Raw genomic sequence first — 22,751 nt, 5'->3', positions numbered from 1 at the left:
AGTGGTTAGGTGCGGCTGGCTGCATATATGCACTTTTCTGTCATCAGGGGTGGGAGTGTGATGGGGTTCAAATGTTGCGTATCGGTTAAATTGGCTGAAAAGATGGACAAAACAACTGTAATTTCAGCGTGTGATAGCGCTCTACAAATTTTCACGCACTTGCAGGTAAAACTAGCGGACTACCGCCACTGTTAAGACGTCAGTGCTCAGGTAAGGTCTTGTTTAAATGCTTTTAATTTTTTCAACAACCGATTGTTACCGTTTACACAATCCCGCCCCAGGCGGGCACTGAGCCGGAGAGCCTCATGCACAAATTCACTAAAGCGCTGGCCGCGATTGGCCTTGCTGCCGTTATGTCACAATCCGCTATGGCGGAAACCATGAAACTCGGTTTCCTCGTGAAACAGCCGGAAGAACCCTGGTTCCAGACGGAATGGAAGTTTGCCGACAAGGCCGGTAAAGATCTTGGCTTTGAAGTGATCAAAATCGCGGTGCCGGACGGTGAAAAAACCCTGAATGCCATCGACAGTCTGGCCGCCAGCGGGGCGAAAGGGTTTGTTATCTGTACGCCGGATCCCAAACTCGGTTCGGCGATTGTAGCCAAAGCCCGCAGCTATGGCCTGAAAGTGATCGCGGTCGATGACCAGTTCGTCACTGCGAAAGGCAAACCGATGGACACCGTGCCGCTGGTGATGATGGCGGCGACCAAAATCGGCGAGCGTCAGGGCCAGGAGCTGTACAAAGAGATGCAGAAACGCGGCTGGGATGTGAAAACCACCGCCGTGATGGCGATCACCGCCAATGAGCTGGACACCGCCCGCCGTCGTACCGGGGGGTCAATTGACGCACTGAAAGCGGCCGGATTCCCGGAAAAACAGATCTATCAGGTTCCTACCAAATCAAACGATATCCCCGGTGCCTTCGATGCCGGTAACTCACTGTTAGTGCAGCATCCGGAAGTCAAAAACTGGCTGATTGTGGGCATGAACGATAACACCGTGCTGGGCGGCGTGCGGGCCACCGAAGGACAGGGCTTTAAAGCGCCGAACGTGATCGGCATCGGTATCAACGGCGTGGATGCGGTCAGCGAACTGTCGAAGGGCCAGGCAACCGGCTTCTACGGCTCTCTGCTGCCCAGCCCGGATGTCCACGGCTACCGCAGCATTCAGATGCTGCATGACTGGGTAACGAAAGATGTTGAGCCAGCCAAATTCACCGAAGTGACCGACGTGGTGCTGATTACCCGCGATAACTTCAAAGCTGAACTGGCGAAAAAAGGCCTGATGTAAGGCACTGGCGCAGGGGCGGGCCTTTTTTCCGGTCCGCCCGAAAGGCGATGCCAGCCTATTTATCGGGGCGGCCCTTTTTTCCGGTCCGCCCGCAGTGATGGCCTATGTCGCAGGAGACACCATGACTTCACAAACGCCGTATCTGAGCTTTCACGGCATCAGCAAAACCTTTCCTGGCGTGAAGGCACTTCAGGACATCAGCTTCGACTGTTATGCCGGCCAGGTCCATGCCCTGATGGGGGAAAATGGCGCGGGTAAATCGACACTGTTGAAAATTCTCAGCGGAAGCTATCAGGCCAGCGGCGGCGAAATTCGCCTGCAGGGGCAGCCGGTAAACTTCCAGCACACCACTGATGCGCTCAACGCCGGGGTGGCGATTATTTATCAGGAACTGCATCTGGTGCCGGAAATGTCGGTGGCAGAAAATATCTTTTTAGGTCAGTTGCCGCAGCGCGCGGGACTGGTCAATCGTTCCCGCCTGCGTGCGGAGGCCAGCCGCCAGCTGAAAGCGCTGGGGATGGATATTGACCCGGACATGCCTCTGAAATACCTCTCTCTGGGCCAGTGGCAGATGGTGGAGATCGCCAAGGCGCTGACCCGTAATGCTCAGGTGATCGCCTTTGATGAACCGACCAGTTCACTGTCAGCACGTGAGATTGACCAGCTGTTCCGCGTTATCCGCCAGCTGCGCGCTGAGGGGCGCGTGGTGCTGTATGTCTCCCACCGCATGGAGGAGATCTTTGCCCTCAGTGATGCGATCACGGTGTTTAAAGATGGCCGCTATGTGCGCACCTTCACCGATATGGCGACCACCGGCAACGACGAGCTGGTTCAGGCCATGGTCGGCCGTGAAATCGGTGATATCTACGGTTACCGCCCCCGCGAACAGGGCGAGATCCGACTGCAGCTCAACAACGTGCACGCCAAAGGCGTACGCAGCCCGGTGTCCTTCAGCGTGCGTGCCGGAGAAATCGTCGGGCTGTTTGGCCTGGTCGGTGCCGGACGCAGTGAGCTGATGAAAGGGCTGTTTGGTGCCACGCGCCTGATCGGCGGCGAGCTGTGGCTGGACGGGAAAAAAATCAGCATCAAAGAGCCGATAGAAGCCATTCGCGCTGGCATCATGCTCTGCCCTGAAGATCGTAAGGCAGACGGCATCATCCCGGTACACTCCGTGCGTGACAACATCAATATCAGCGCCAGGCGGAATAATCTGAAGGCGGGGTGCCTGATTAACAACGGCTGGGAAGCCAGCAACGCTGGCGTGCATATCCGTTCCCTGAATATCAAAACCCCCTCCGCGGACCAGCTGATCATGAACCTTTCCGGTGGCAACCAGCAGAAAGCGATCCTTGGCCGCTGGCTGTCAGAAGAGATGAAGGTGATCCTGCTGGACGAACCGACGCGCGGCATTGATGTCGGGGCGAAAAACGAAATTTATCAGCTGATTTATGCCCTGGCAGAGCAGGGGATTGCAGTGCTGTTTGCCTCCAGCGACCTGCCCGAAGTCATGGGGCTGGCCGACCGCATTCTGGTGATGCGCGAGGGTGAAATAGCCGGAGAGCTGGATCACAACGACGCCACGGAAGCCCTGACGCTGAGTCTGGCGATGCCGAAAACCGCCAAACCCGCCACACACGTGGCCTGAATATGCAGGAGAAACCTATGTCAACGACCTCATCCGTTACACCCGCTGCGCCGTCCCGCTTCAGCCTGGGCCGAATCTGGGACAACTTTGGCATGCTGGTGGTGTTTGCCGCCCTGTTTATCGCCTGTACGGTATTCGTACCGAACTTCGGTTCACTGATCAATATGAAAGGTCTGGGGCTGGCGATGTCAATGTCTGGCATGGTCGCCTGCGGCATGTTGTTCTGCCTGGCCTCGGGAGATTTTGACCTGTCGGTGGCCTCGGTCATTGCCTGCGCCGGCGTGGTGTGTGCCGTGGTGATCAATATGACGGAGAGCCTGTGGATCGGCATTGCTGCCGGTCTGGTGCTGGGGGTTGCCTGCGGCTTCGTCAATGGCTTTGTCATCGCTAAACTGAAGATCAATGCGCTGATCACCACGCTGGCGACCATGCAGATCGTCCGCGGGCTGGCCTATATATTCTCAGACGGTAAAGCGGTAGGGATCGAAGATGAGCGCTTCTTTGCGCTCGGCTATGCCAGCTGGCTGGGCGTGCCGGCTCCCGTGTGGCTGACCATTATCACCCTGGCGCTGTTCGCCTTCCTGCTGAATAAAACCACCTTTGGCCGTAACACGCTGGCGATAGGTGGCAATGAAGAAGCAGCACGTCTGGCCGGGGTGCCGGTGGTGCGCACGCGGATTATTATCTTTATTCTCTCCGGGCTGGTTTCCGCTGCGGCCGGGATTATTCTGGCTTCAAGAATGACCAGCGGCCAGCCGATGACCTCCCTGGGCTACGAGCTGATCGTGATCTCAGCCTGTGTGCTGGGAGGCGTTTCCCTGAAGGGCGGGATCGGTAAAATTTCGTATGTTATCGCCGGGGTACTGATCCTTGGCACCGTGGAAAATGCGATGAATTTATTGAATATATCGCCTTTCTCACAGTACGTTGTCCGCGGTCTGATATTGTTAGCAGCGGTTATTTTTGACCGGTACAAACAAAAAGCGAAAGCGGTCTGACAGGAGGCGTTATGTATCATCGTCTGGCGCCGGTGGCGCAGTCCAACCCGTTACTTCCCGGGTATCCCTTCAGCGCCTGGCTGGTGGCCGGGCTGACGCCGATTAATGCGGCAGGGCCGCTCGATTTCTTTATCGATCGCCCGCACGGCATGAAAGGCTACATCCTTAACCTGACCATCAAAGGCCGCGGGCGGGTGTTTGACGGTGAGGCGGCGTTCGACTGTGAGCCTGGCGATCTGCTGCTGTTTCAGCCGAAAACGCCGCATTACTACGGCCGTTTGCCGGACAGTGACTGCTGGTATCACCGCTGGGTCTATTTCCGTCCCCGCGCCTACTGGAGCGACTGGCTGGAGTGGCAGGATGAAGCGCAGGGCGTGGGGCGCCTGCGCCTGCCGGAGTCGCTGCGCGGGGAGTTTGACCGCCTGTTTGCCAATATTGAACACACGCATAACTCCGGCCGTCCGTTTGCTGAAGAACTGGCGATGAATCTGCTGGAACGTTTGCTGCTGCGGGCGGTGCAGGAAGATCCGCGCAGCCAGCAGCAGGTCCGCGACGCCCGCGTGGTGGAGGCCTGCCAGTACGTCACCAACAATCTGGCTGCGGAGGTGAAAATTGAAGAGGTCGCCAGGCACGTCTGCCTGTCACCATCGCGGCTGGCGCATCTCTTTCGCGAGCAGATGGGCGTCAACCTGCTGCGCTGGCGGGAAGATCAGCGCGTGATCCGCGCCAAGCTGCTGCTGCAGACCACTCAGGAGCCGATTGCCAGTATCGGCCGCGAAGTGGGCTATGACGATCAGCTTTACTTCTCCCGTGTGTTTCGCAAGCGTGCCGGAGTCAGCCCCAGCGACTTCCGCCGCCGCAGCCTTGATGCGCACGATGCGCTGGTGGCGCAGGAGACGTGGCATTTGCCTCGCCGTGCCAACGAATAGCTTTTCGGGCAAATCCTCCTTGTGGTTGCCCCGTTGATCGTCTTAAATCAACGGGTAACCACGAGAGGGATTAAAATGAGTGATAAAATTCGTGTCGGGCTGGTCGGCTACGGCTTTGCCAGCAAAACCTTCCATGCGCCATTAATTGCCGGGACATCTGAAATGGTGCTGTCGGCCATTTCCAGCAGCGATGCGGGCAAGGTTCATGCGGACTGGCCGTCGGTACAGGTCGTGTCCGATCCCCAGGCGCTGTTTGACGATCCCACGCTGCAACTGATTGTTATCCCTACCCCAAATGATACCCATTTCCCATTAGCCCGGGCTGCCCTGATGGCCGGTAAGCATGTGGTGGTGGATAAACCGTTTACCGTGACACTGTCACAGGCACGCGAACTGGATGCGCTGGCGAAAGCCAAAGGTCTGCTGCTGTCGGTGTTTCACAACCGCCGCTGGGACAGCGACTTCCTCACGGTCAAATCACTGCTGGCGGAAGGGACGCTGGGTGAGGTGCGCTATTTTGAATCGCACTTCGACCGTTTCCGTCCACAGGTACAGCAGCGCTGGCGCGAGCAGCAGGGGCCGGGCAGCGGCATCTGGTACGATCTGGGGCCGCACGTCATTGACCAGGCTTTGCAGCTGTTTGGCTCTCCGGTGGCGATCAACCTGGATACGGCCGATTTGCGTCCCGGAGCCGTGACCACCGACTATTTCCACGCCACCCTGATCTATCCGCAGCGGCGCGTGGTGCTGCACGGCAGTATGCTGGTGGCCGCGGAGTCGGCGCGCTATCAGATACACGGCACGCGCGGCAGCTTCGTGAAATACGGTCTGGATCCGCAGGAAGACCGCCTGAAGTCCGGGGCGCGGCCGCCGCAGGAAGACTGGGGCTATGATATGCGCGACGGCGTCCTGACGCTGGCCGAGGGGGACGGTATGGTGGAGAAGACGCTGCTGACCATTCCTGGCAACTATCCGGCTTACTACGCGGCGATCCGCGATGCGGTGAACGGCGTCGGGGAAAACCCGGTGAAAGCAGAAGAGGCGATTCAGGTGATGGAGTTGATCGAGTTGGGTCTGCAGTCGGCTGAAAAACGCCAGACGATGTCGCTGAAATAAGCCGTTAACGGGCTGACCACACATCAAGGTCAGCCCCTGCGACATCCGTGGGCTCCTGTCAAAAGGGGCAACGCTTTAGCTCGCCCGGGTTTGACCGATGTCCATACCGCCTGGGGCGGGATATCACCCGCCCGGGTGGATATCAGGCTGCGACGCGTGCCCGAACGGCGGCGCGCTCAGCATCACTGAGGAAGGCAATCTTCAGGCCGTTTTCCTGCGCCACCCGCATCTGCGCCAGGCTCAGCCCGGCAGCGGGGGCGGCAACAGCATATTCATGACCAATCTCAATCCCCTGAACCGCCGGATCGTCCGTGTTAATGGTGGCAAGAATACCGTGATCCAGGAAGGTTTTCAGCGGGTGACGCGCCAGTGAGGCCACGGTGCTGGTCTGAATGTTCGAGGTCAGGCAGGATTCAACGCCAATGCCGTGCTTCGCCATAAAGTCCATCAGCGCCGGATCTTCCACCGCTTTCACCCCGTGACCGATACGCTCCGCACCCAGTTCACGAATGGCCTGCCAGATACTCTCAGCACCGGCGGCCTCTCCGGCGTGAACCGTAATGCGCAGTCCGGCATCGCGGGCGCGGGTGAAGTGGCTGAGGAACTGGCTGCCGGGGAAGCCCAGCTCATCGCCTGCCAGGTCCAGGGCAGTGATGCTGTCGCGGTGCGCCAGCAGGCCGTTCAGCTCATCCAGGCAGGCCTCTTCGCCGAAGGTGCGGCTCATGATACCGATCAGACGCACGTCAATATTGTGATTGCTGCAGCCGGCTTTAATGCCGTCAATCACCGCTTCCACCAAGCCGGCAATCGGCAGGTTGTGGGTCATGGCCATATAGCCCGGCGAAAAGCGCAGCTCGGTATAGTGAATACCGGCGCGGGCGGCGTCTTCAACGTTTTCCTGCGCAACGCGGCGGCAGGCATCAAGGGAACCCAACACTTTGACCCCCCAGTCCAGCTTATTGAGGAAGCTGACCAGGTCCGGCTCGGCGTCAATCACCTGCACGTGCGGGCGCAGCGTATCCAGCGTGGTGGCGGGCAGCGCGAGGTTAAACTCACGGCCTAAATCAAGAATGGTCTGTGCGCGGATATTGCCGTCAAGATGGCGATGAATGTCGGTGAGGGGAAGCTGGGAATCGATCATGTCGGCACTCTCTGTTTTTTTAATAAAGTGCGGAGCATTATAAAAACTTATTGCGCAATAATGCCACTAAATTGCGCAACAAGCGGGGTTTGCCGATGTTAACTGCTGCTTAATCGCACGCTGAACAGCACTGCAGTGCCGCAATCAGCCGGTTGAGGCCCTCATCGACCTTACTGCGGGGACAGCCGACGTTAAAGCGCAGCCAGCCCCTGCACTGCGGCCCATAGGTCGATCCGGGCATAATGGCAACTTTGTACTGCTCCGTCAGTACCTGCTGCAGCCGCTGTTCATCAATATGCAGCGGGTTCAGATCGATCCAGGCCAGGTAAGTGGCCTGCGGCGGCTGCCAGTTCAGCGCGGGGAAGGCCGCATTCAGACGGCGGGCTACATGGTGCAGATTATCCCGCAGATAGATGCGCAGCGCGTCCAGCCATTCTGCGCCGTGCCGGTAAGCGGCAATATGCGCCGCAACGGCCAGCAGCGCCGGGGAGGAGAGACCATCGGCGTTTTTCAGTGCCTGAAACCACGCGTCCCGATCCACCTCATCGCTAATAAGGCCATAGGCCCCGGTCAGGCCCGGAACGTTGAAACTTTTTGATGCCGAGGTAAACAGCGCCCAGCGTCCCTGACCCACGCGGCTCCAGGGTACGTGTTGCGCATCGCCCATCACCATATCCATGTGGATCTCATCGCTGATCACCCGCACCTGGTAGCGTGCACAAAGCTGCGCCATCTGTTCCAGCTCGCGGTGATGCCAGACTTTGCCGGTTGGATTGTGCGGGCTGCACAACAACAGAATTTTGCACTGCGGATCGGCGAGTAACGCGTCCAGTGCGGCCATATCACACTGCCACAGGCCCTGTGAGCGGTTGAGCGGCAGCGCCATTACCCGACGCTGATTGCCCTCAATCACCTTATAAAAGGCATCATAGGCCGGGGTATGGATCAGCACCCCGTCACCGGGCTGCGACCAGTGGCGGATCATCTGTGCCACCATATAAATCACCGACGGGCCGTAAACGATCTGCCGGGGATCGACCTTTTCTGCAAAACGCTGCTGGTACCAGCCGCTAATAGCCTCGAGAAAATCACTATGCTGCCAGCGGCTGTAGCCGAAAATACCGTGCGCCACACGCTGCTGCAGCGCCGCTATCACCGCCGGGGCGGTGGGAATATCCATATCGGAAATGGTGAAGGGCAGCAGATCGTCATGACCAAAGCGGTCAGCAACGAAATCCCACTGGGTGGACCAGCTGCCATGGCGATCGATCACCCGGTCAAAATCAAACATTGTGTCATCCTCAGTCTGTGCCGCAGCACGGTTCCCGGTTTATGCGGAAGCGGCCGGCATCAGCGTGGCAATTTCATCTTTTACCGACTGAACCTGCGGGCCAATCACTACCTGCAGATTGTGCTGGCTGAGGTGGATGACACCGATTACCCGATGGGCCTTCAGCGCGGCATCGTCAACCAGGCTCATATCCTTCACTGATAACCGCAGGCGCGTCAGGCAGTTATCCAGTGACGTAATGTTGTCGATCCCGCCGAGTGCCGCCAGAATGGCAGGGGTGTTATACCCCGACTTACCGCTGACCTCACGTGCCGGGCTGCTGACGTTAACGGTGTCAATTTCACGTCCTGGCGTTTTGATATTGAAGCGGGTAATGGCCAGGCGGAAGATCAGGTAATAGCCGGCAAACCAGACAGCCGCGACCACGGGAACCCAGTACCATTTGGTTTGCAGCCCGTGCAGAACACCAAACACCACGAAGTCGATAATATTGCCGTCAGTATTGCCTATCGTGACCCCTAATACCGCCATCAGGGTAAAGCCCAGACCGGTTAACAGGGCGTGGATCAGATAGAGAACCGGTGCCACAAACAGGAACAGAAATTCAATCGGTTCGGTGGTTCCGCCGACCACGCAGGCGACCACGCCGGAAATCAGCAGCCCCTTAATTTTATGGCGATTTTCCGGGCGGGCACAGTGATATATGGCCAGCGCGGCACCGGGTAACCCTCCGAGAAAGGCCGGCATTTTCCCCTGGGACAGGAAGCGCGTGGCGCTCTCAGCGAAGCCGCCCGGGGTTGGACAGGAAAGCTGTGCCTGGAAGATGGTAAGGGCACCGCTGACGCTGTGACCGCACACGTCCAGCGTGCCGCCCGCATCGGTAAAGCGGATGATCGCCACCAGAATATGCTGTAAGCCAAAGGGCAGCAGCAGGCGTTCGCCGGTGCCGAAGATCATCGGGCCGAAATCCCCCGCACTATTGATCACCCAGCCCAGGCCGGCAATCGCTTTGGCAAACCACGGCCAGATCAGCGGGATCGCCAGTCCGGCGAGGCCCATCACCAGCGTGGTGATAATGGGCACAAATCGCGTGCCGCCAAAGAAGGCGAGGGCATCCGGCAGGCGAATATCGTGGAAGCGTTCGTGCAGGTAAAACACCACGATCCCGGCGATCACCGCGCCGAGAATGCCTGTATCGATGGACTGGATACCAATAATATTCTGAATGTTATTGGCTTTAAGGACAGCCGCATCGGTGGTGGGCAGAATGCCTTTGGCCGTCAGCCAGAAGTTAACCGCCAGGTTCATCACGGCGAAGCCGACAAAGCCGGAGAACGCCGCCACCCCTTTATTATTACGCGCCATCCCCAAAGGAATAGCGACGGCAAACATCACGGGCAGATAGCTAAAGGCAAATGAACCGATTTTGCTCATCCAGGTGAACACCAGCTGCAGTAGCGGTTCGCCGAGGAAGGGGATCAGCGTGATAACATCGTGGCTGCTTAAGGAGCTACCGATACCCAGCATGATGCCGCAAAATGATAACAGGGCAACGGGGAGCATAAAGGTTTTCCCGAGGCTCTGAAAAAATTCCCAAACCGTAATTTTCTGACGTGTGGCGGACATACGCTCTCCTGGCGAATTCATGCTCAGCGGCTGCTGAGGTAAAATAAGATAAAACGTTTTACCTTTTAAAAACGAGTGACAGATCACAGGGTTCTGGCGAGGGAACCTTTTCTCTGCGACAATCGGCCTGTCACGTTTTACCTTTAGCGTTCCTGCTGTTCGCACACGGCTGAACCCATTCCATGAGAAAATGATGTCTCAGAAGAAAATCACCATTCATGATGTAGCCGCCGAAGCCGGCGTGTCGGTGACGACGGTTTCGCTGGCGCTGTCCGGTAAGGGGCGGATCTCTGCCGTTACGACCGAGCGCGTTAACCGCGCGGCTGAAGCGCTGGGGTTTGTGCGTAATCGTTCAGCCAGCATGCTGCGCGGCGGTGGAAGCGGCGTCGTGGGTTTGATCGTGCGCGATATCTGCCACCCGTTTTACGCTGAAATGACCGCCGGGCTGAGTGAGACGCTGGAGCAGCAGGGAAAAGTACTGTTTCTGACGCAAAGTGGTGCGCAGGGCCAGCATCTTGAGCGCTGTTTTGATTCGCTGGTGGAGCAGGGCGTGGAAGGCATTGTTCTGGGCGGCGGCGGCGGCGATACCGGCCCACTGATCCGCAAAGCGCAGGAGAAAAATATCGCCGTTCTCTGTGCATCGCGCGCCAGCAGTCTGGAACAGATTGATTCGGTGCGGCCGGATAATCATGCGGCGGCAAAAATGGCGACGGAGTACCTGATCGCTCGCGGGCACCGCTGCATTGCGCTGCTGGGCGGCTCTGGCGCGTCATTAACCCGTGCAGAACGCATTGGCGGATACTGCGCCACGCTGTTGCAGTTCGGGCTGCCTTTTCGCAGTGAGTGGATTATTGAAGGATGTGCCCATCCGCGTGAGATCCCGGCGCAGGCGGAGCAGTTGCTGCTGCAGTATCCGGGCATTACCGCCATCCTGTGTCATAACGCCGCCGTCACGCTCGGCTGCTATTTAGGCGTGCAGCGCAGCGGGCGCACTATCAGTAAAGACGCGGTGGGAAGCTATTACGACCGGCAGATGGCGCTGGTGGGCTTTAGCGATGTCGCCGATGCCGCGCTGAATGATCCGGCACTGACCTTCGTCAGCAGCACCGCGCGGGATATTGGCCGCAGTGCGGCGGCGCGGCTTTTGCAAAAAATAGCTCATCCCCACGATGCGCCCCAGCACATCATTTTATCGCCACAGTTAATGGCGTAGCGTTTGTCACCTCCGGTTCCTTCCCTGTCTGAAGCATCAATCATTAAAGTTTTCTGATGTTTTACCGAAAATAGTCAAAGAAGTACCTCATCAACTGTGACGCGCTGGCGTAAACAAAGGGATTGTGCACAATGACTGTTATTTCATCGGTTGGAAACTTATCGTTAAACACGTCGTTGCTCAATACGACGACGCTCACCAGAACCGCTTCTGAGGCAGAACCCCCGCAGGCGACGACGCCGCCCTCTTCGACGGCCGTCACGCTGGGGCAGACCACGCCTGCCGCACCGGTCTATTCCCCCGGGCGCCTGTTTGTTGCCCCCGCTACCAGTGAGAGTCAGGGTACCCTGAGTGTCAAAACGGCCAGCGGTGCGCTGGTCGAACTGACGCCCGGTAGCAAGGGATCCGGTATGCAGATCGCCGTGAAAGAGGGAACGCTCACCGAGGCTGAGCGGGCTGCACTGGAAAAACTGTCTGACAGTTTCCAGAAAGCCCTGGATGGCCTGACGGCTCAGCCGCCAAAACTGGATCTCAGTGCGCTGACGAAATTTAACACCTCGGTACTGACATCAGTGGATCTGCATGCGTCCGTCTCGGGCGAGAATAAACTGACGCTGGATTTCCACGCAGACAGCCAGACCCGTTCGGTAAAATCGACCGGCAGCCTGGGCACTGTGGATATCAGCGTGGACATGAGCAAACGTGAGCTTCAAGGCAGCGAGAGCCAGCAACAGCGCGCGCTCAGTCAGTATCTGACGCAGTTTGACCGTGCGCAAAGTCGCGGAGCAGGTAACAGTACGTTGATGACCATGTTCAGGGATGCGTTTACTGCGCTGAATACGCATTACAGCGACAGTGCCTCTCCCTCAAGAAACAGTCAGCAGACCCTCTTTATCTCACTGACGCGTTCAGATAAAACTATGCTGACCGGTCTGGCAGACTTTAAGGCTTCCGTGACGCAAGCGCCGGCCACCCCTAACCCGATGCGGGTGAACGAGGTTAACACGTTCTCTTACAGCGTATCTCAGGCCACGACGATCACGGGCACCAGCGATCAGAATCGTCATTTTACGCAGAAACAACAGTCGCATCTGACGGCCAGCTACCATAAACCGTTAACGGCCGGATCGTCGCTCAATCTGACGACGGACAGAAACTCGCAGAATTACCTCTTTACTCAGATTGATGACAAAGCGGAAAGCACCACTGATGTGCAGTATCGTCAGGGCGCTCTGGTGTCGGCCATGCTGGATCAGTCAGCGACAACCTCAACCCGTGAGCAAAAGTATGTGAAAGGCTGGCTGGCGTCGGATACGACCACGCCGCAACAGACGGCGAAATCAACCGATTTGCTCGGTAAGCTACAGGCAGCATGGGAAAAAGAGAATTCGCGGGTATCCTTTGCGGATTATCTGCGCCAGCATTCGCTGCCAGATTTTGGTACCGAGGTGCTGTTAGAATCTGACCCCCAGGCACTGTAAAAGAAACGGGCCGCAGAAGCGGCCCGTTCATTAACGCGGTTTACTGCGGCATACCTTCCGGTGCAATACCGCCACCCAGCATATAGCGGGAAAGGAACTGTTCCAGCGGCATTTTTTCACCGTTCATGGTGACCTGTCCGGTGCTGTACTGCAGGCCGGTGGTGATGTTGTTATCCTTCTGCGTGGTCAGTTTAAACATCTGTCCCATCGCAGCCAGACCTTTCACCTGCTGATCGGCCAGCTTCGCGGCATCTTCCTGCTTGTAACCTTCTGACATGGCGACGTGAGTCATCATTTCAGTGGCCATCGGCATGGAGATGGTCAGCGTGGTATCCAGCGATTTCAGCACGCTGTCCACCTGCTGACCCAGATTCTGCGCGGGAGCCGTGGTGGCGGCCGGATCTTTGAACTGGGCATTCAGGTTGAAGCTACTTTCACCTTTGTCATTTTTCCAGCTAAACGGCGCGATGCTGACGGAAGGCGACCCCTTCAACAGCAGTGCCACGTTTTGCGTCAGCAGTTCGGAGACGCGCTGCTGATACAACTCTGGGTTCTCCTGCAGCGCCGGGTCGCTGGTCAGTGCCTGCACCTGACGGTTATAGGTTTCAGAGAAGGTTTTCAACGCCTTACCATCAAACCCGTCCAGCTTAATCGCCAGCTTGCCCTGACCAAAGCTCTGGCCCTGCAGCTTAAGTCCGTCAAGGGTGTAGTCAATCAGACCTGAAACGCGGTTGTTAGTGGAATCAAAGTTTGATTTCCCTTTCAGCCCTTCGGCTACCATCGCTTCTTTACCGTCAACCGCCGCAGTCAGCTTTGTCAGATTAATCGTCTGATCGCCAATGCGCACACCTTCCGGGCTGAGGTGGGTGTTGGCATCGACCTTCAGGCCGTTAAGCGTGACCAGAACCGGCATATCCAGCTCATTCCGGGAGGACATCACCAGGCTGTTGATGTCACTGCTGAAGTCGACTTTATTGCCTTCCCCATCCGCGCTGATGTTCAGGGTGCCACCATCGAAGGCAAAACGCTCACCCGCTTCAGGCTTGCTATAGTCTGCAGGCAGCAGGGTGATAGCGGAGTCAGTGCTGCCGCCGTAACCAATGCGGGTTTCAGCCTGAATAATGGATTTCCCTTTGGTAATTTCAAACAGCTTCTTCACCGCCTCGGTGTTTTCAAGCTCCGTGTGAACAGAAGCCATACTCGGGATCAGATTGAATTTTTTCAATTGAGCCAGAGGGAAAGGACCGTGATCGATATTTTCGCTGAAGATAATGCTCTGTCCCGGTTTCAGCAGGGAGTTATCTTCCGTTTGTGAGCTTGACTGCAACACAAAGCGCGCATGGCTGCTAAAGATGCCACGCTGAAAATCCTGATAGCTCAATTTCAGCCGGCTTTCCGGTGCGCTATTCTGAATCTGTGCGTTAGCCTGTTGAACAAAATGATCCATGTTTTTTTCTAACTGCTTGCCGGTAAACCAGGCACCTGCAGTCCAGACTACGCCAAGAGCGATAACCACACCCACAGCAACCTTTGTTTTTTTCATCTGTAATCGCATCCTTTTACTGTTCACAAACACCGCAAACCTGTGCAGGTCCTGCAGGTTACCTTTCGGCGATAAAAAACGCCTGACGGCGTTTTTTTAATAATTCGGGAATAATATTAGCAATTATGGCCAGCGGCGTCAGCCGCAATTCGGCAGTTCGTTAAATACCCGGGCCACGCGACCCTTTCCGCTCAGGGTAAGCGATGGCTCGCGGGCACTGATAAAGGCGGATTCACCCGCTTGTAATAGCAGCGTCTGCCCGCCACAGTTCAGTGTCGCCTGCCCGTCGATACAGAAGATAATCGCGGCGCTCTGCTGGCTGACGGTGAGCGGCTGGCTATCGAGTGTATGAATGGAAAAAGAAAAATCCTCCACCGGGATGGGGAAGTGCTGCGAGGCACCCTCCTGCTGCGGTGTGGTCAGCAGCGTATCGGCGGGGCGGGAGTCGAATCGCAGATTGGCCAGCAGCTCCGGTATATCAATGTATTTCGGTGTCAGCCCGGCCCGCAGCACATTATCCGAGTTAGCCATTACCTCCAGCGCCACGCCGTGCAGGTAAGCGTGCGGTGTTTCAGCGAAAAGAAACATCGCTTCAGCAGGCTGTAGGGTGATGACATTCAGCAGCAGGGGGGCGAACAGACCGCTGTCATCGGGATACACACTGGCGATGTCGGCAATCGTCTGCCAGGGCTCGCCGTGCTGGCTGGCGACGGTGGTCTGCAGGATATCCAGCGCCAGCGATTTCTCTTCTCCCGCCAGCGAGAGCAGGGCAGCAAACAGCGCGGAAAGGGAGGCCGTATCGGGATGATTCAGAAAGTGGGCAATCGCCTGATGCGCCCCGGCTAACGGCTGCAGCAGCGAGACAATTTCTGACAGGGGACGAAAGCCGTTAATGGCTTTAAACGGCGTCAGGGCGTAAACCAGTTCAGGCTTATGATTGGCGTCTTTGTAGTTGCGCGTGGCGGCATCCAGCGGAATGCCGGCGGCATTTTCGCGGGCATAACCGGCTTCAGCAGCGGTTTTACTGGGATGCACCTGAATTGACAGCGGCTGATCGGCGCACAGCACTTTAAATAAAAAGGGCAGCTCACCAAAACGCCGGGCAACGCTTTCACCTAACAGACCCGCTTTGTCAGTATCAATCAGATCGCGCAGTGCGCGCGGCTGGCCCTCCACCATCACCTGAGACGAGCTCTTGGGATGCGCCCCCATCCATAATTCCGCCATCGGTTGCTGTGTCGGATTAGCGATACCGTAAAGCGAAGTCAGCGCCGTTTTACTGCCCCAGGCGTAATGTTGCACCGAATTGATTAACTTTTGCATTCTTTCTCCCTTGCCATTCAGCGGTTACTGGCAGTATTAAAGCAGAAAACTACACTGGAAGGACAATCGGGATGCAATAAACGCGAATGAGTCGCATAATCGTATCCCTCTCTGTGTCAGACTATTGCCGCGCTTCTGACCGCTGTGACGGGCAAGGCGCGCCCCATATTATACGTTGTACTAAAGGAGACAGGAATGGCTGCCAACCGCGTTGAAAAAGATTCAATGGGACCGATTGATGTCCCTGCCGACAAACTCTGGGGAGCGCAAACGCAGCGTTCGCTGGAACACTTCCGAATCTCCACAGAAAAAATGCCGGTTGAGCTGGTGTATGCTCTGGCGCTGACCAAGCGTGCGGCGGCCAAAGTGAATAATGACCTCGGATTGTTACCGGACGATCGCAGCGGGGCCATTATCAAGGCCGCCGATGAAGTGCTGGCCGACAGGCATCAGGGGGAGTTTCCGCTGGCCATCTGGCAGACCGGTTCCGGTACGCAAACCAATATGAATATGAACGAGGTGCTGGCTAACCGTGCCAGCGAGATCCTCGGTGGTGAACGCGGCATGTCGCGCTTGGTGCATCCGAACGATGACGTCAATAAAAGCCAGAGTTCGAATGACGTCTTCCCGACCGCCATGCATGTGGCGGCAGTGGTTGCGGTACAGGAACACCTGATCCCCGAACTGAAAAAACTGCATAAAACGCTGAATGAAAAAGCGGAAGCCTATAAAGACATCGTGAAAATTGGCCGTACCCATCTGCAGGATGCCACACCGCTGACTCTGGGTCAGGAGATCTCCGGCTGGGTGGCCATGCTGAACCACAATCTGAAGCACATTGAGCAGAGCATTCCCCACGTCGCTGAACTGGCGCTGGGCGGCACCGCCGTGGGTACCGGACTGAATACGCACCCGGAATATGCCGTCCGCGTGGCAAAAGAGCTGGCTGAGCTGACAAAACAACCCTTTGTCACCGCGCCGAACAAATTTGAAGCCCTGGCGACCTGCGACGCGCTGGTGCACGCCCACGGTGCGCTGAAAGGCCTGGCAGCCTCGATGATGAAAATCGCCAACGACGTGCGCTGGCTGTCGTCCGGCCCACGCTGCGGCATCGGCGAGATTGCCATTCCGGAAAACGAGCCGGGCAGTTCTATCATGCCGGGTAAAGTCAACCCGACCCAGTGTGAAGCCATGACCATGCTCTGCTGTCAGGTGATGGGTAACGACGTGGCAGTGAATATCGGTGGCGCATCCGGTAACTTCGAGCTGAACGTCTACCGCCCGATGGTGATCCATAACTTCCTGCAGTCGGTGCGTCTGCTGGCTGACGGTATGGACAGCTTTAACCACCATTGCGCTATCGGCATTGAGCCAAATCGTGACCGCATCAGTCAGTTGCTGAATGAGTCACTGATGCTGGTGACGGCGCTGAACACCCATATCGGCTACGATAAAGCGGCAGAAATTGCCAAGAAAGCGCATAAAGAGGGGCTGACGCTGAAAGCATCGGCGCTGAAGCTTGGCTATCTGACGGAAGAGGAGTTTGATGCCTGGGTGCGCCCGGAAGCCATGGTCGGCAGTATGAAGGTGTAACACCGGATACCCACTCTGCGCCGGCGGGACGACAGGCTTATCGGTCGTCCCGCTTTTTTTCATGTTACACCAGCCGATCGGTATACAGATGCAAGCGCGGGATCAGCAAAAATAACGGCTGGGCATCAGGTTTATAGCGATGCGTCACCCTGGCGGCATCATAATTTAACAGTTCCCCCAGCTTCGGTACGCTATTGGCGTCCGGGCACAGCACCAGCAGGGGAGAAGGGCAGGCCAGCTGTGTCTGCTTTCGATCCCGGCTGTTCCACACGCGCGCAATCGGCTGAACCTTCACTGGCCGTTTGATCTTTAGCGCCGCCCCGGCGGGCAGCGATTTCACCGCGTCTATTTCTTCAGCGATGCGTTCTGCCCACTGCTCGCGCGTCCAGGGGGCAACAGCGCGTCCGGCCTTAAGACTTTTTTGCAGCGTTGCCAGCATCTCGTCGCGACTGACATTCTTGATAATATGCTTATTGGCCCAGCCAAAGCGCACGGAGTCCGGTGCATCCAGCAGGGTCAGCGAGCGGTAGGCATTCAGCGTGATCAGCCCGCGCAGATGGCGGTGGACAAACTCAAAACGCTCTTCGGCGGGCAGGCCAGATTCCACGGTGATAATGTGCTCCAGCCGCTGTTTTAGCTGATTGATCGTCGCCACCTGCTGGTGCAGCAGGTCAGCCTGATCGGCATCGGCCTCAAGACAGACGGCACCAGGCAGGCGCACAGCGGCTTTGGTACTCAGTTTCTCCGACTGGTGTTGCATAAAAAGACGGCCGTAATGCGTCAGGGTCCGTTCAAGCGCCTTCGCGCCGGTCAGCTGTGTCACGGCCACCTGGGTCAGCGGATCGTGCTCTTTTCCTTTCTCCACTCCTGGCAGTTCAAACACCCGGGCGGCCAGTAACCGCAGGGCGAGGATCTGCTGCTGCAATACCGCCAACTCCTGTTCCAGCTGACCAACACAGTGATGAAGTTGATCAACGGCATCGTAACGAGTCATGAGACCCCCATTAGTTACAACATACTAATGACTATAGCAGGAGAAACCGGAGATGAACATCAGCAACCGCGTTTTTTGCGTCAGCAGCAAAAGAACCTTCATTACCACCAGGGGAAGCCCGGAGAAGTGAAAAGGGTAGTACTGCCGGCGGGCACTACCCGGTAAAATGATGCGCCTGTCAGACCGTCAGGATAACGCTGCCTGTCGTATGGCCTGCTTCGAGGCTGGCATGGGCCTGTTCCGCCTCCGTCAGGGCGTACTCGGCACCGACAGGATTGACCAGCCCGTTTTGCAGGGCGGTCATCAGATCGTCGGCTCCCTGCCGGTACAGATCCGCATCGTCAGCGTAGGCTATCGAACTGGGGCGCATCAGGGCGATGGATCGGCTGAAACCTAATTCTTCCACCGCTACCGGGGGGATCGGGCCCGCCGGCTGGCCCATACTGGCCACCATACCAAAGGGGCGCACCACGCCGAGCGTTGCGGAAAGCATATTACCGCCGATACCGTCCACGGCAAAATGTACACCGGGCTCCCCGGTGATTTCACGTAGCTGACTGACCCAGTTGGGATCCGTATGCAGCAGCACACTGACCGCCCCGGCGGCCAACACGTGCGCGGCTCTGGCTGGCGAGCTGGTGGTACCGATGACCCGTGCGCCTTTCAGGGTTGCCCAGCGTGTGACCAACTGACCCAGCCCCCCGGCAGCGGCATGAACCAGAAGCCACTCGCCCGGTTGTACGTGCCAGACTTTATGCAGCAGCATATGTGCCGTCAGGCCACGCAACATTGAGCTGCCTGCGGTACGCATATCCACTCCCGCCGGGATCTTAATCAGCCGCCCGGCAGGAATATTTCTGCATTCGCAATATGCGCCCATGGGATTACCGGTATAGGCAACGCGATCGCCGGGAGAAAACCCCTTAACGTTACGCCCGCTGGCAACGACCACGCCAGCGCCCTCAAAACCGGGTATCGCAGGAGAGGACGGCAGGGGATAAAGGCCGGAGCGGTAATAAATATCAACAAAGTTGACGCCAATGACGGCGTGGCGGATCTGCACCTCATCCGGCCCCGGGTCTGCCGGAAACACCTCGATTGGCGTTAATACCCCCGGGCCTCCGGGCTGACTGATACTGATAGCGATGGGCATATTCTCTTCCTCACAATTTGCGAAAGAGCAGTGTAAAACTGTTTATCATGCGAAAATACGCGTATAAAACTTCCATATACGTGAATTTTTGCACCAGGAGTCGGAGATGGACTGGCAGGATCTGGCGTATTTTCTGGCCCTGGTTCGTCATGGATCAATGTCGGCAGCGGCAAAAGTGCTGAACGTTGACCATGCCACGGTGAGCCGCCGTATCGCCTCGCTGGAAAAAGACCTCGGACTGCGGCTGACGGAAAGGCTGCCGCGGCGTACCACCCTGACCGCACACGGTCAGATGATCGCCGCCGTTGCCGGGGACATGAACAGGATGGCCGACCGGGTGAAGCTTCAGGCCCTATCTCTGGCTGCGACGACAAAGACAGTGGTCAGGGTCAGTGCGTCACCCGCCGTCGCCGCCCGGCTGATTGCCCCTGAAATGGCGCGTTTTACGGAGCAGCACCCGGGGATAACATTGTCTCTGTCCGGTGTGTCCCATCATGCACAGCTGGATAAGGGCGAAGCCGACATTGCCGTTCGTCTGACGCGGCCCGAAGATCCTGACCTGCTCATCAGGCGTATTGGCACGATGCGCTTTGGATTGTATGCGGCCCCCGCGTTCAGTGCCATTTCACCGGAGCACTGGACGTTTATCGCCTATGAGGATCGGCTCGACTACGTGACCCAGCAACAATGGCTGAACACCCTGCTGGCAGGCCGCACCGTGGTATTTCGTGCCAGCGATCTGATGGCACAGCAGCAGGCTGCCCGGACGGGCCTGGGGGCCGTGGTGCTGCCCTGTTTCATGGGCGAGGCCGATGCTGCGCTAGTTTCTCTGCCGGTCGTCTCACCCGGCCCCGCCAGGGATATCTGGCTGGCCGCTTACCCGGAAGTCAGGCGTTCAGCGGCGGCGATCAGGGTGATGGACTTTTTGGCGGAGATTGTCGGGAGAGCCTGTCCTCCCGACCCGGTACGGTGAATGGGATCAGAGTTTTTTACTGTGCAGGCGGGTGCCTGCCAGCAGCGCCAGGATCAGCATTATGGAGATAAAAGCGGTAATGCCGTGCCAGCCGAAGTTATGCCAGAACACGCCACCAAGCGTTCCCGCCACGCTGGAACCCAGATAATAGCTAAACAGATAGAGTGAGGACGCCTGGCCTTTGGCCCGGCGCGCCCGAACACCTATCCAGCCGCTGGCGACGGCATGCGCCGCGAAAAAACCGGCGGTAAACAGCATCATGCCCGGCAGGATCAGCCAGAGGCTCGTCGCCAGCGTCACCAGTAATCCGGTCAGCATCAGCGCGGTTGAAAACAGCAGAACCGGTGCGCGGCCATATTTTGCCGTCATCGCCCCCGCCTTCGGTGAGCTCCATGACCCGGTGAGATAAACGACTGACAGCCACCCGACGACTGCCTGGTTTAATGAATAGGGCGGGGAAAGCAGCCGGTAGCCAATATAGTTAAACAGGGTGACAAACGCCCCCATCAGCAGAAAACCTTCGGCAAACAGCAGCGGTAATCCGCTGTCACGCCAGTGCAGGCGAAAGTTGATCAGCAGGCTGCGGGGCCTGAGCGATGCCGCGCGAAAATGGCGGGAGGGCGGCAGAATTTTCCAGAACATCAGCGCGGAGGCCAGCGCGCAGCAGCCGATCGCCATCACCGCAATGCGCCAGCTGGTAAAGTCGGTAATCACCCCGCTGAGTAATCGACCGCTCATGCCGCCAATCGAGTTCCCGCTGATGTACAGGCCCATGGAGAACGCCACCACGCTCGGGTGGATCTCTTCGCTCAGGTAGGTCATGCCCACAGCGGCCACGCCGCTTAAGGAGAGTCCAATCAGCGCACGTATCAGCAGAATGCCGTGCCAGCTGGTCATGGTGGCAGAAAGCAGGGTGAAAATCGCCGCCAGCATCAGTGCGGTGACCATAACCGACTTACGTCCGACCGCATCGGATAACGGGCCGGTGATCAGCAGACCCAGTGCCAGCATTCCCGTTGAAACCGACAGGGAAATGCTGCTGGCTGCCGGTGAGACGCCAAACTCCTGCGACAGCACGGGAAGGATTGGCTGTACGCAGTAGAGCAGGGCGAAGGTCGCCAGACCGGCGGAGAACAGCGCCAGCGTGACGCGCATAAACTGAGGGGTTCCGCGTTTGATCATGAGATTCTTATCGGCGGCTGGCTGGCCGGGGAGGGCGGGAGTGGCCCGGTCAGCGGAAGCGGGCGGTCTGACGGCAGGCAATGAGCGGTTCACAACGGTTCCTTAGCAAGTTCATGGGGGATGACGTTGTAAAGGGTAAGAAACTGAGATTATGATGTCTAATATATTAATAATCTCGAATGATATGTTAAACCTATGAATATAGAGCTGCGCCATCTGCGCTATTTTGTCGCCGTGGCGGAAGAACTGCATTTCGGCCGGGCTGCCCAGCGGCTGAATATTTCTCAGCCCCCACTCAGTCAGCAAATTCAGAATCTGGAAAAGGAAACCGGCGCTCGCCTGCTGGCCCGAACCAACCGCAGCGTGCAACTGACGGCCGCCGGACAGCAGTTTCTGCAGGATGCCCGTCATATCCTGCAGCAGGTCGAACAGGCTGCGGATAAAGCCTCCCGGCTGCATCGCGGAGATGAAGGGGAGCTGCGTATTGGCTTCACCTCCTCGGCCCCGTTTATCACCGTGGTCTCCGATGCGTTATTCACCTTTCGCCAGCGCTTCCCGGCAGTACATATCCAGATGCAGGAGATCAACACCCGCCAGCAACTGGCCCCGCTCAGCGAAGGACGTCTTGACCTGGGCGTCATGCGCAACACGCTGTTGCCGGAAAACCTCGATCATCAGCTGCTGCTGCGCGAGCCGATGTACGCGCTGGTTCATCGCGCCCACCGTCTGGCCGACAGGCCGGGTATCGCACTGAGCGAGCTGGCGCAGGAGCCCTTTGTGTTCTTTGACCCGCAGGTGGGGACGGCGCTGTATGGCGAAATTCTGGCCCTGCTGGGGCGTTACCAGATCCAGCCCGATATCGCTCAGGAAGTGGGCGAAGCGATGACCATTATTGGACTGGTTTCAACCGGACTGGGGGTCTCAATTCTTCCCGCTTCATTTCGCCGCGTGCGCCTGAGTGACGTGGTGTGGATACCGCTGACCGAACAGGATGCGCAATCTGAAGTGTGGCTGGTGTGGTCCCGGCAGCGGGAGATGCCGGCGGTGGTCGCGTCGATGATGAAACTCTTATTGCCGTTCCCACAACAAAAATAGCGGAAAACATGAGCAGCCAGACAGGGTTTATGTGCGGCAAATCACATATCGAATCAAATATTTGACGCCATCTGATAAGTGTTTCACCATGAGCCGGATGCTTTATTTTGAAGCGCGAAAATAAGCGCCGCTCGGGCGGCCCTCATCGTCATCCTCTGACGACTGT

18 protein-coding genes are annotated in these 22,751 nt (G+C 57.5%); 10 read left to right on the top strand and 8 right to left on the bottom strand.

Annotated features, from left to right (window positions below; translation table 11 throughout):
• The first annotated feature begins 305 nt into the window (after positions 1 to 305).
• From EPE01S_RS04540 to EPE01S_RS04520, 5 genes are all read left to right on the top strand, one after another.
• A complete protein-coding gene (locus tag EPE01S_RS04540) occupies positions 306 to 1,289 on the top strand; it encodes an arabinose ABC transporter substrate-binding protein (RefSeq protein WP_062743404.1) in 984 nt (327 codons plus the stop codon).
• 121 nt (positions 1,290 to 1,410) lie between these two features.
• Entirely contained in the window at positions 1,411 to 2,934 is a 1,524-nt protein-coding gene (araG, locus tag EPE01S_RS04535; protein WP_062743403.1) for an L-arabinose ABC transporter ATP-binding protein AraG, read from the top strand.
• 17 nt (positions 2,935 to 2,951) lie between these two features.
• The gene (araH, locus tag EPE01S_RS04530; protein WP_062743402.1) at positions 2,952 to 3,932 is read left to right on the top strand and encodes an L-arabinose ABC transporter permease AraH; all 981 of its coding nucleotides are present in this window, start codon (positions 2,952 to 2,954) and stop codon (positions 3,930 to 3,932) included.
• 11 nt (positions 3,933 to 3,943) lie between these two features.
• The gene (araC, locus tag EPE01S_RS04525; protein ID WP_062743401.1) at positions 3,944 to 4,861 is read left to right on the top strand and encodes an arabinose operon transcriptional regulator AraC; all 918 of its coding nucleotides are present in this window, start codon (positions 3,944 to 3,946) and stop codon (positions 4,859 to 4,861) included.
• 75 nt (positions 4,862 to 4,936) lie between these two features.
• Positions 4,937 to 5,977 carry an oxidoreductase gene (locus EPE01S_RS04520; protein ID WP_062743400.1) on the top strand — a complete coding sequence of 347 codons (1,041 nt, stop codon included), beginning with the start codon at positions 4,937 to 4,939 and terminating at the stop codon, positions 5,975 to 5,977.
• A gap of 142 nt (positions 5,978 to 6,119) precedes the next feature.
• Here EPE01S_RS04520 and add read toward each other — a convergent pair whose 3' ends face one another.
• From add to malX, 3 genes are all read right to left on the bottom strand, one after another.
• Complete coding sequence (gene add / locus EPE01S_RS04515) at positions 6,120 to 7,118, bottom strand: adenosine deaminase (protein WP_062743399.1); 999 nt, start codon at positions 7,116 to 7,118, stop codon at positions 6,120 to 6,122.
• A 109-nt stretch (positions 7,119 to 7,227) separates the two neighbouring features.
• The gene (locus EPE01S_RS04510) at positions 7,228 to 8,409 is read right to left on the bottom strand and encodes a MalY/PatB family protein (protein WP_062743398.1); all 1,182 of its coding nucleotides are present in this window, start codon (positions 8,407 to 8,409) and stop codon (positions 7,228 to 7,230) included.
• A 39-nt stretch (positions 8,410 to 8,448) separates the two neighbouring features.
• Positions 8,449 to 10,035, bottom strand: coding sequence for a maltose/glucose-specific PTS transporter subunit IIBC (gene malX / locus EPE01S_RS04505; RefSeq protein WP_062743397.1), 1,587 nt, complete (start codon positions 10,033 to 10,035; stop codon positions 8,449 to 8,451).
• Positions 10,036 to 10,228: 193 nt separating this feature from the next.
• Here malX and malI point away from each other — a divergent pair, with 193 nt between their 5' ends.
• Positions 10,229 to 11,248, top strand: coding sequence for a Mal regulon transcriptional regulator MalI (gene malI / locus EPE01S_RS04500; RefSeq protein WP_062743396.1), 1,020 nt, complete (start codon positions 10,229 to 10,231; stop codon positions 11,246 to 11,248).
• A gap of 131 nt (positions 11,249 to 11,379) precedes the next feature.
• A complete protein-coding gene (locus EPE01S_RS04495) occupies positions 11,380 to 12,729 on the top strand; it encodes a hypothetical protein (RefSeq protein ID WP_062743395.1) in 1,350 nt (449 codons plus the stop codon).
• Positions 12,730 to 12,769: 40 nt separating this feature from the next.
• Here the strand turns inward: EPE01S_RS04495 and EPE01S_RS04490 are convergent, their stop codons facing one another.
• Complete coding sequence (locus tag EPE01S_RS04490; protein WP_062743394.1) at positions 12,770 to 14,272, bottom strand: YdgA family protein; 1,503 nt, start codon at positions 14,270 to 14,272, stop codon at positions 12,770 to 12,772.
• A gap of 138 nt (positions 14,273 to 14,410) precedes the next feature.
• Positions 14,411 to 15,595 (bottom strand): mannose-6-phosphate isomerase, encoded by a 1,185-nt coding sequence (gene manA, locus EPE01S_RS04485; protein WP_062743393.1) that lies wholly within the window; start codon positions 15,593 to 15,595, stop codon positions 14,411 to 14,413.
• Positions 15,596 to 15,790: 195 nt separating this feature from the next.
• Here manA and fumC point away from each other — a divergent pair, with 195 nt between their 5' ends.
• Positions 15,791 to 17,188 carry a class II fumarate hydratase gene (gene fumC / locus EPE01S_RS04480; protein WP_062743392.1) on the top strand — a complete coding sequence of 466 codons (1,398 nt, stop codon included), beginning with the start codon at positions 15,791 to 15,793 and terminating at the stop codon, positions 17,186 to 17,188.
• Between the two features lie 64 nt (positions 17,189 to 17,252).
• Here fumC and tus read toward each other — a convergent pair whose 3' ends face one another.
• Both tus and EPE01S_RS04470 read right to left on the bottom strand, forming a co-directional pair.
• On the bottom strand, positions 17,253 to 18,182 hold the full coding sequence (tus, locus tag EPE01S_RS04475) for a DNA replication terminus site-binding protein (RefSeq protein WP_062743391.1): 930 nt from the start codon (positions 18,180 to 18,182) through the stop codon (positions 17,253 to 17,255).
• Between the two features lie 178 nt (positions 18,183 to 18,360).
• Positions 18,361 to 19,335, bottom strand: a complete 975-nt coding sequence (locus EPE01S_RS04470) for a quinone oxidoreductase family protein (RefSeq protein ID WP_062743390.1) — start codon at positions 19,333 to 19,335, stop codon at positions 18,361 to 18,363.
• A gap of 106 nt (positions 19,336 to 19,441) precedes the next feature.
• On the opposite strand from EPE01S_RS04470, the gene EPE01S_RS04465 reads away from it, so the two are divergent.
• Positions 19,442 to 20,308, top strand: a complete 867-nt coding sequence (locus tag EPE01S_RS04465; protein ID WP_062743389.1) for a LysR family transcriptional regulator — start codon at positions 19,442 to 19,444, stop codon at positions 20,306 to 20,308.
• Positions 20,309 to 20,314: 6 nt separating this feature from the next.
• Here EPE01S_RS04465 and ynfM read toward each other — a convergent pair whose 3' ends face one another.
• Entirely contained in the window at positions 20,315 to 21,583 is a 1,269-nt protein-coding gene (ynfM, locus tag EPE01S_RS04460; RefSeq protein WP_062743388.1) for a multidrug efflux MFS transporter YnfM/SxtP(Kp), read from the bottom strand.
• 102 nt (positions 21,584 to 21,685) lie between these two features.
• Here ynfM and EPE01S_RS04455 point away from each other — a divergent pair, with 102 nt between their 5' ends.
• Complete coding sequence (locus EPE01S_RS04455) at positions 21,686 to 22,585, top strand: LysR family transcriptional regulator (RefSeq protein WP_062743387.1); 900 nt, start codon at positions 21,686 to 21,688, stop codon at positions 22,583 to 22,585.
• Positions 22,586 to 22,751: the final 166 nt, after the last annotated feature.

The sequence above is a fragment of the Erwinia persicina NBRC 102418 genome, from assembly GCF_001571305.1.
In the GTDB taxonomy this organism is placed as follows: Bacteria; Pseudomonadota; Gammaproteobacteria; order Enterobacterales; family Enterobacteriaceae; genus Erwinia; species Erwinia persicina.
The sequence above is the reverse complement of the archived record's forward strand: the minus strand, read 5'-3'. Positions and strand labels throughout refer to the sequence as shown.

Bases quoted from the DNA above. Each gene is read 5' to 3' on its own strand.
- EPE01S_RS04495 (WP_062743395.1), top strand. From the start codon at position 11,380: ATGACTGTTATTTCATCGGTTGGAAACTTATCGTTAAACACGTCGTTG.
- add (WP_062743399.1), bottom strand. From the start codon at position 7,118: ATGATCGATTCCCAGCTTCCCCTCACCGACATTCATCGCCATCTTGAC.
- EPE01S_RS04540 (WP_062743404.1), top strand. From the start codon at position 306: ATGCACAAATTCACTAAAGCGCTGGCCGCGATTGGCCTTGCTGCCGTT.
- EPE01S_RS04470 (WP_062743390.1), bottom strand. From the start codon at position 19,335: ATGCCCATCGCTATCAGTATCAGTCAGCCCGGAGGCCCGGGGGTATTA.
- araH (WP_062743402.1), top strand. From the start codon at position 2,952: ATGTCAACGACCTCATCCGTTACACCCGCTGCGCCGTCCCGCTTCAGC.
- EPE01S_RS04455 (WP_062743387.1), top strand. From the start codon at position 21,686: ATGAATATAGAGCTGCGCCATCTGCGCTATTTTGTCGCCGTGGCGGAA.
- araG (WP_062743403.1), top strand. From the start codon at position 1,411: ATGACTTCACAAACGCCGTATCTGAGCTTTCACGGCATCAGCAAAACC.
- EPE01S_RS04520 (WP_062743400.1), top strand. From the start codon at position 4,937: ATGAGTGATAAAATTCGTGTCGGGCTGGTCGGCTACGGCTTTGCCAGC.
- malX (WP_062743397.1), bottom strand. From the start codon at position 10,035: ATGTCCGCCACACGTCAGAAAATTACGGTTTGGGAATTTTTTCAGAGC.
- fumC (WP_062743392.1), top strand. From the start codon at position 15,791: ATGGCTGCCAACCGCGTTGAAAAAGATTCAATGGGACCGATTGATGTC.
- malI (WP_062743396.1), top strand. From the start codon at position 10,229: ATGTCTCAGAAGAAAATCACCATTCATGATGTAGCCGCCGAAGCCGGC.
- EPE01S_RS04465 (WP_062743389.1), top strand. From the start codon at position 19,442: ATGGACTGGCAGGATCTGGCGTATTTTCTGGCCCTGGTTCGTCATGGA.
- tus (WP_062743391.1), bottom strand. From the start codon at position 18,182: ATGACTCGTTACGATGCCGTTGATCAACTTCATCACTGTGTTGGTCAG.
- EPE01S_RS04510 (WP_062743398.1), bottom strand. From the start codon at position 8,409: ATGTTTGATTTTGACCGGGTGATCGATCGCCATGGCAGCTGGTCCACC.
- EPE01S_RS04490 (WP_062743394.1), bottom strand. From the start codon at position 14,272: ATGAAAAAAACAAAGGTTGCTGTGGGTGTGGTTATCGCTCTTGGCGTA.
- araC (WP_062743401.1), top strand. From the start codon at position 3,944: ATGTATCATCGTCTGGCGCCGGTGGCGCAGTCCAACCCGTTACTTCCC.
- manA (WP_062743393.1), bottom strand. From the start codon at position 15,595: ATGCAAAAGTTAATCAATTCGGTGCAACATTACGCCTGGGGCAGTAAA.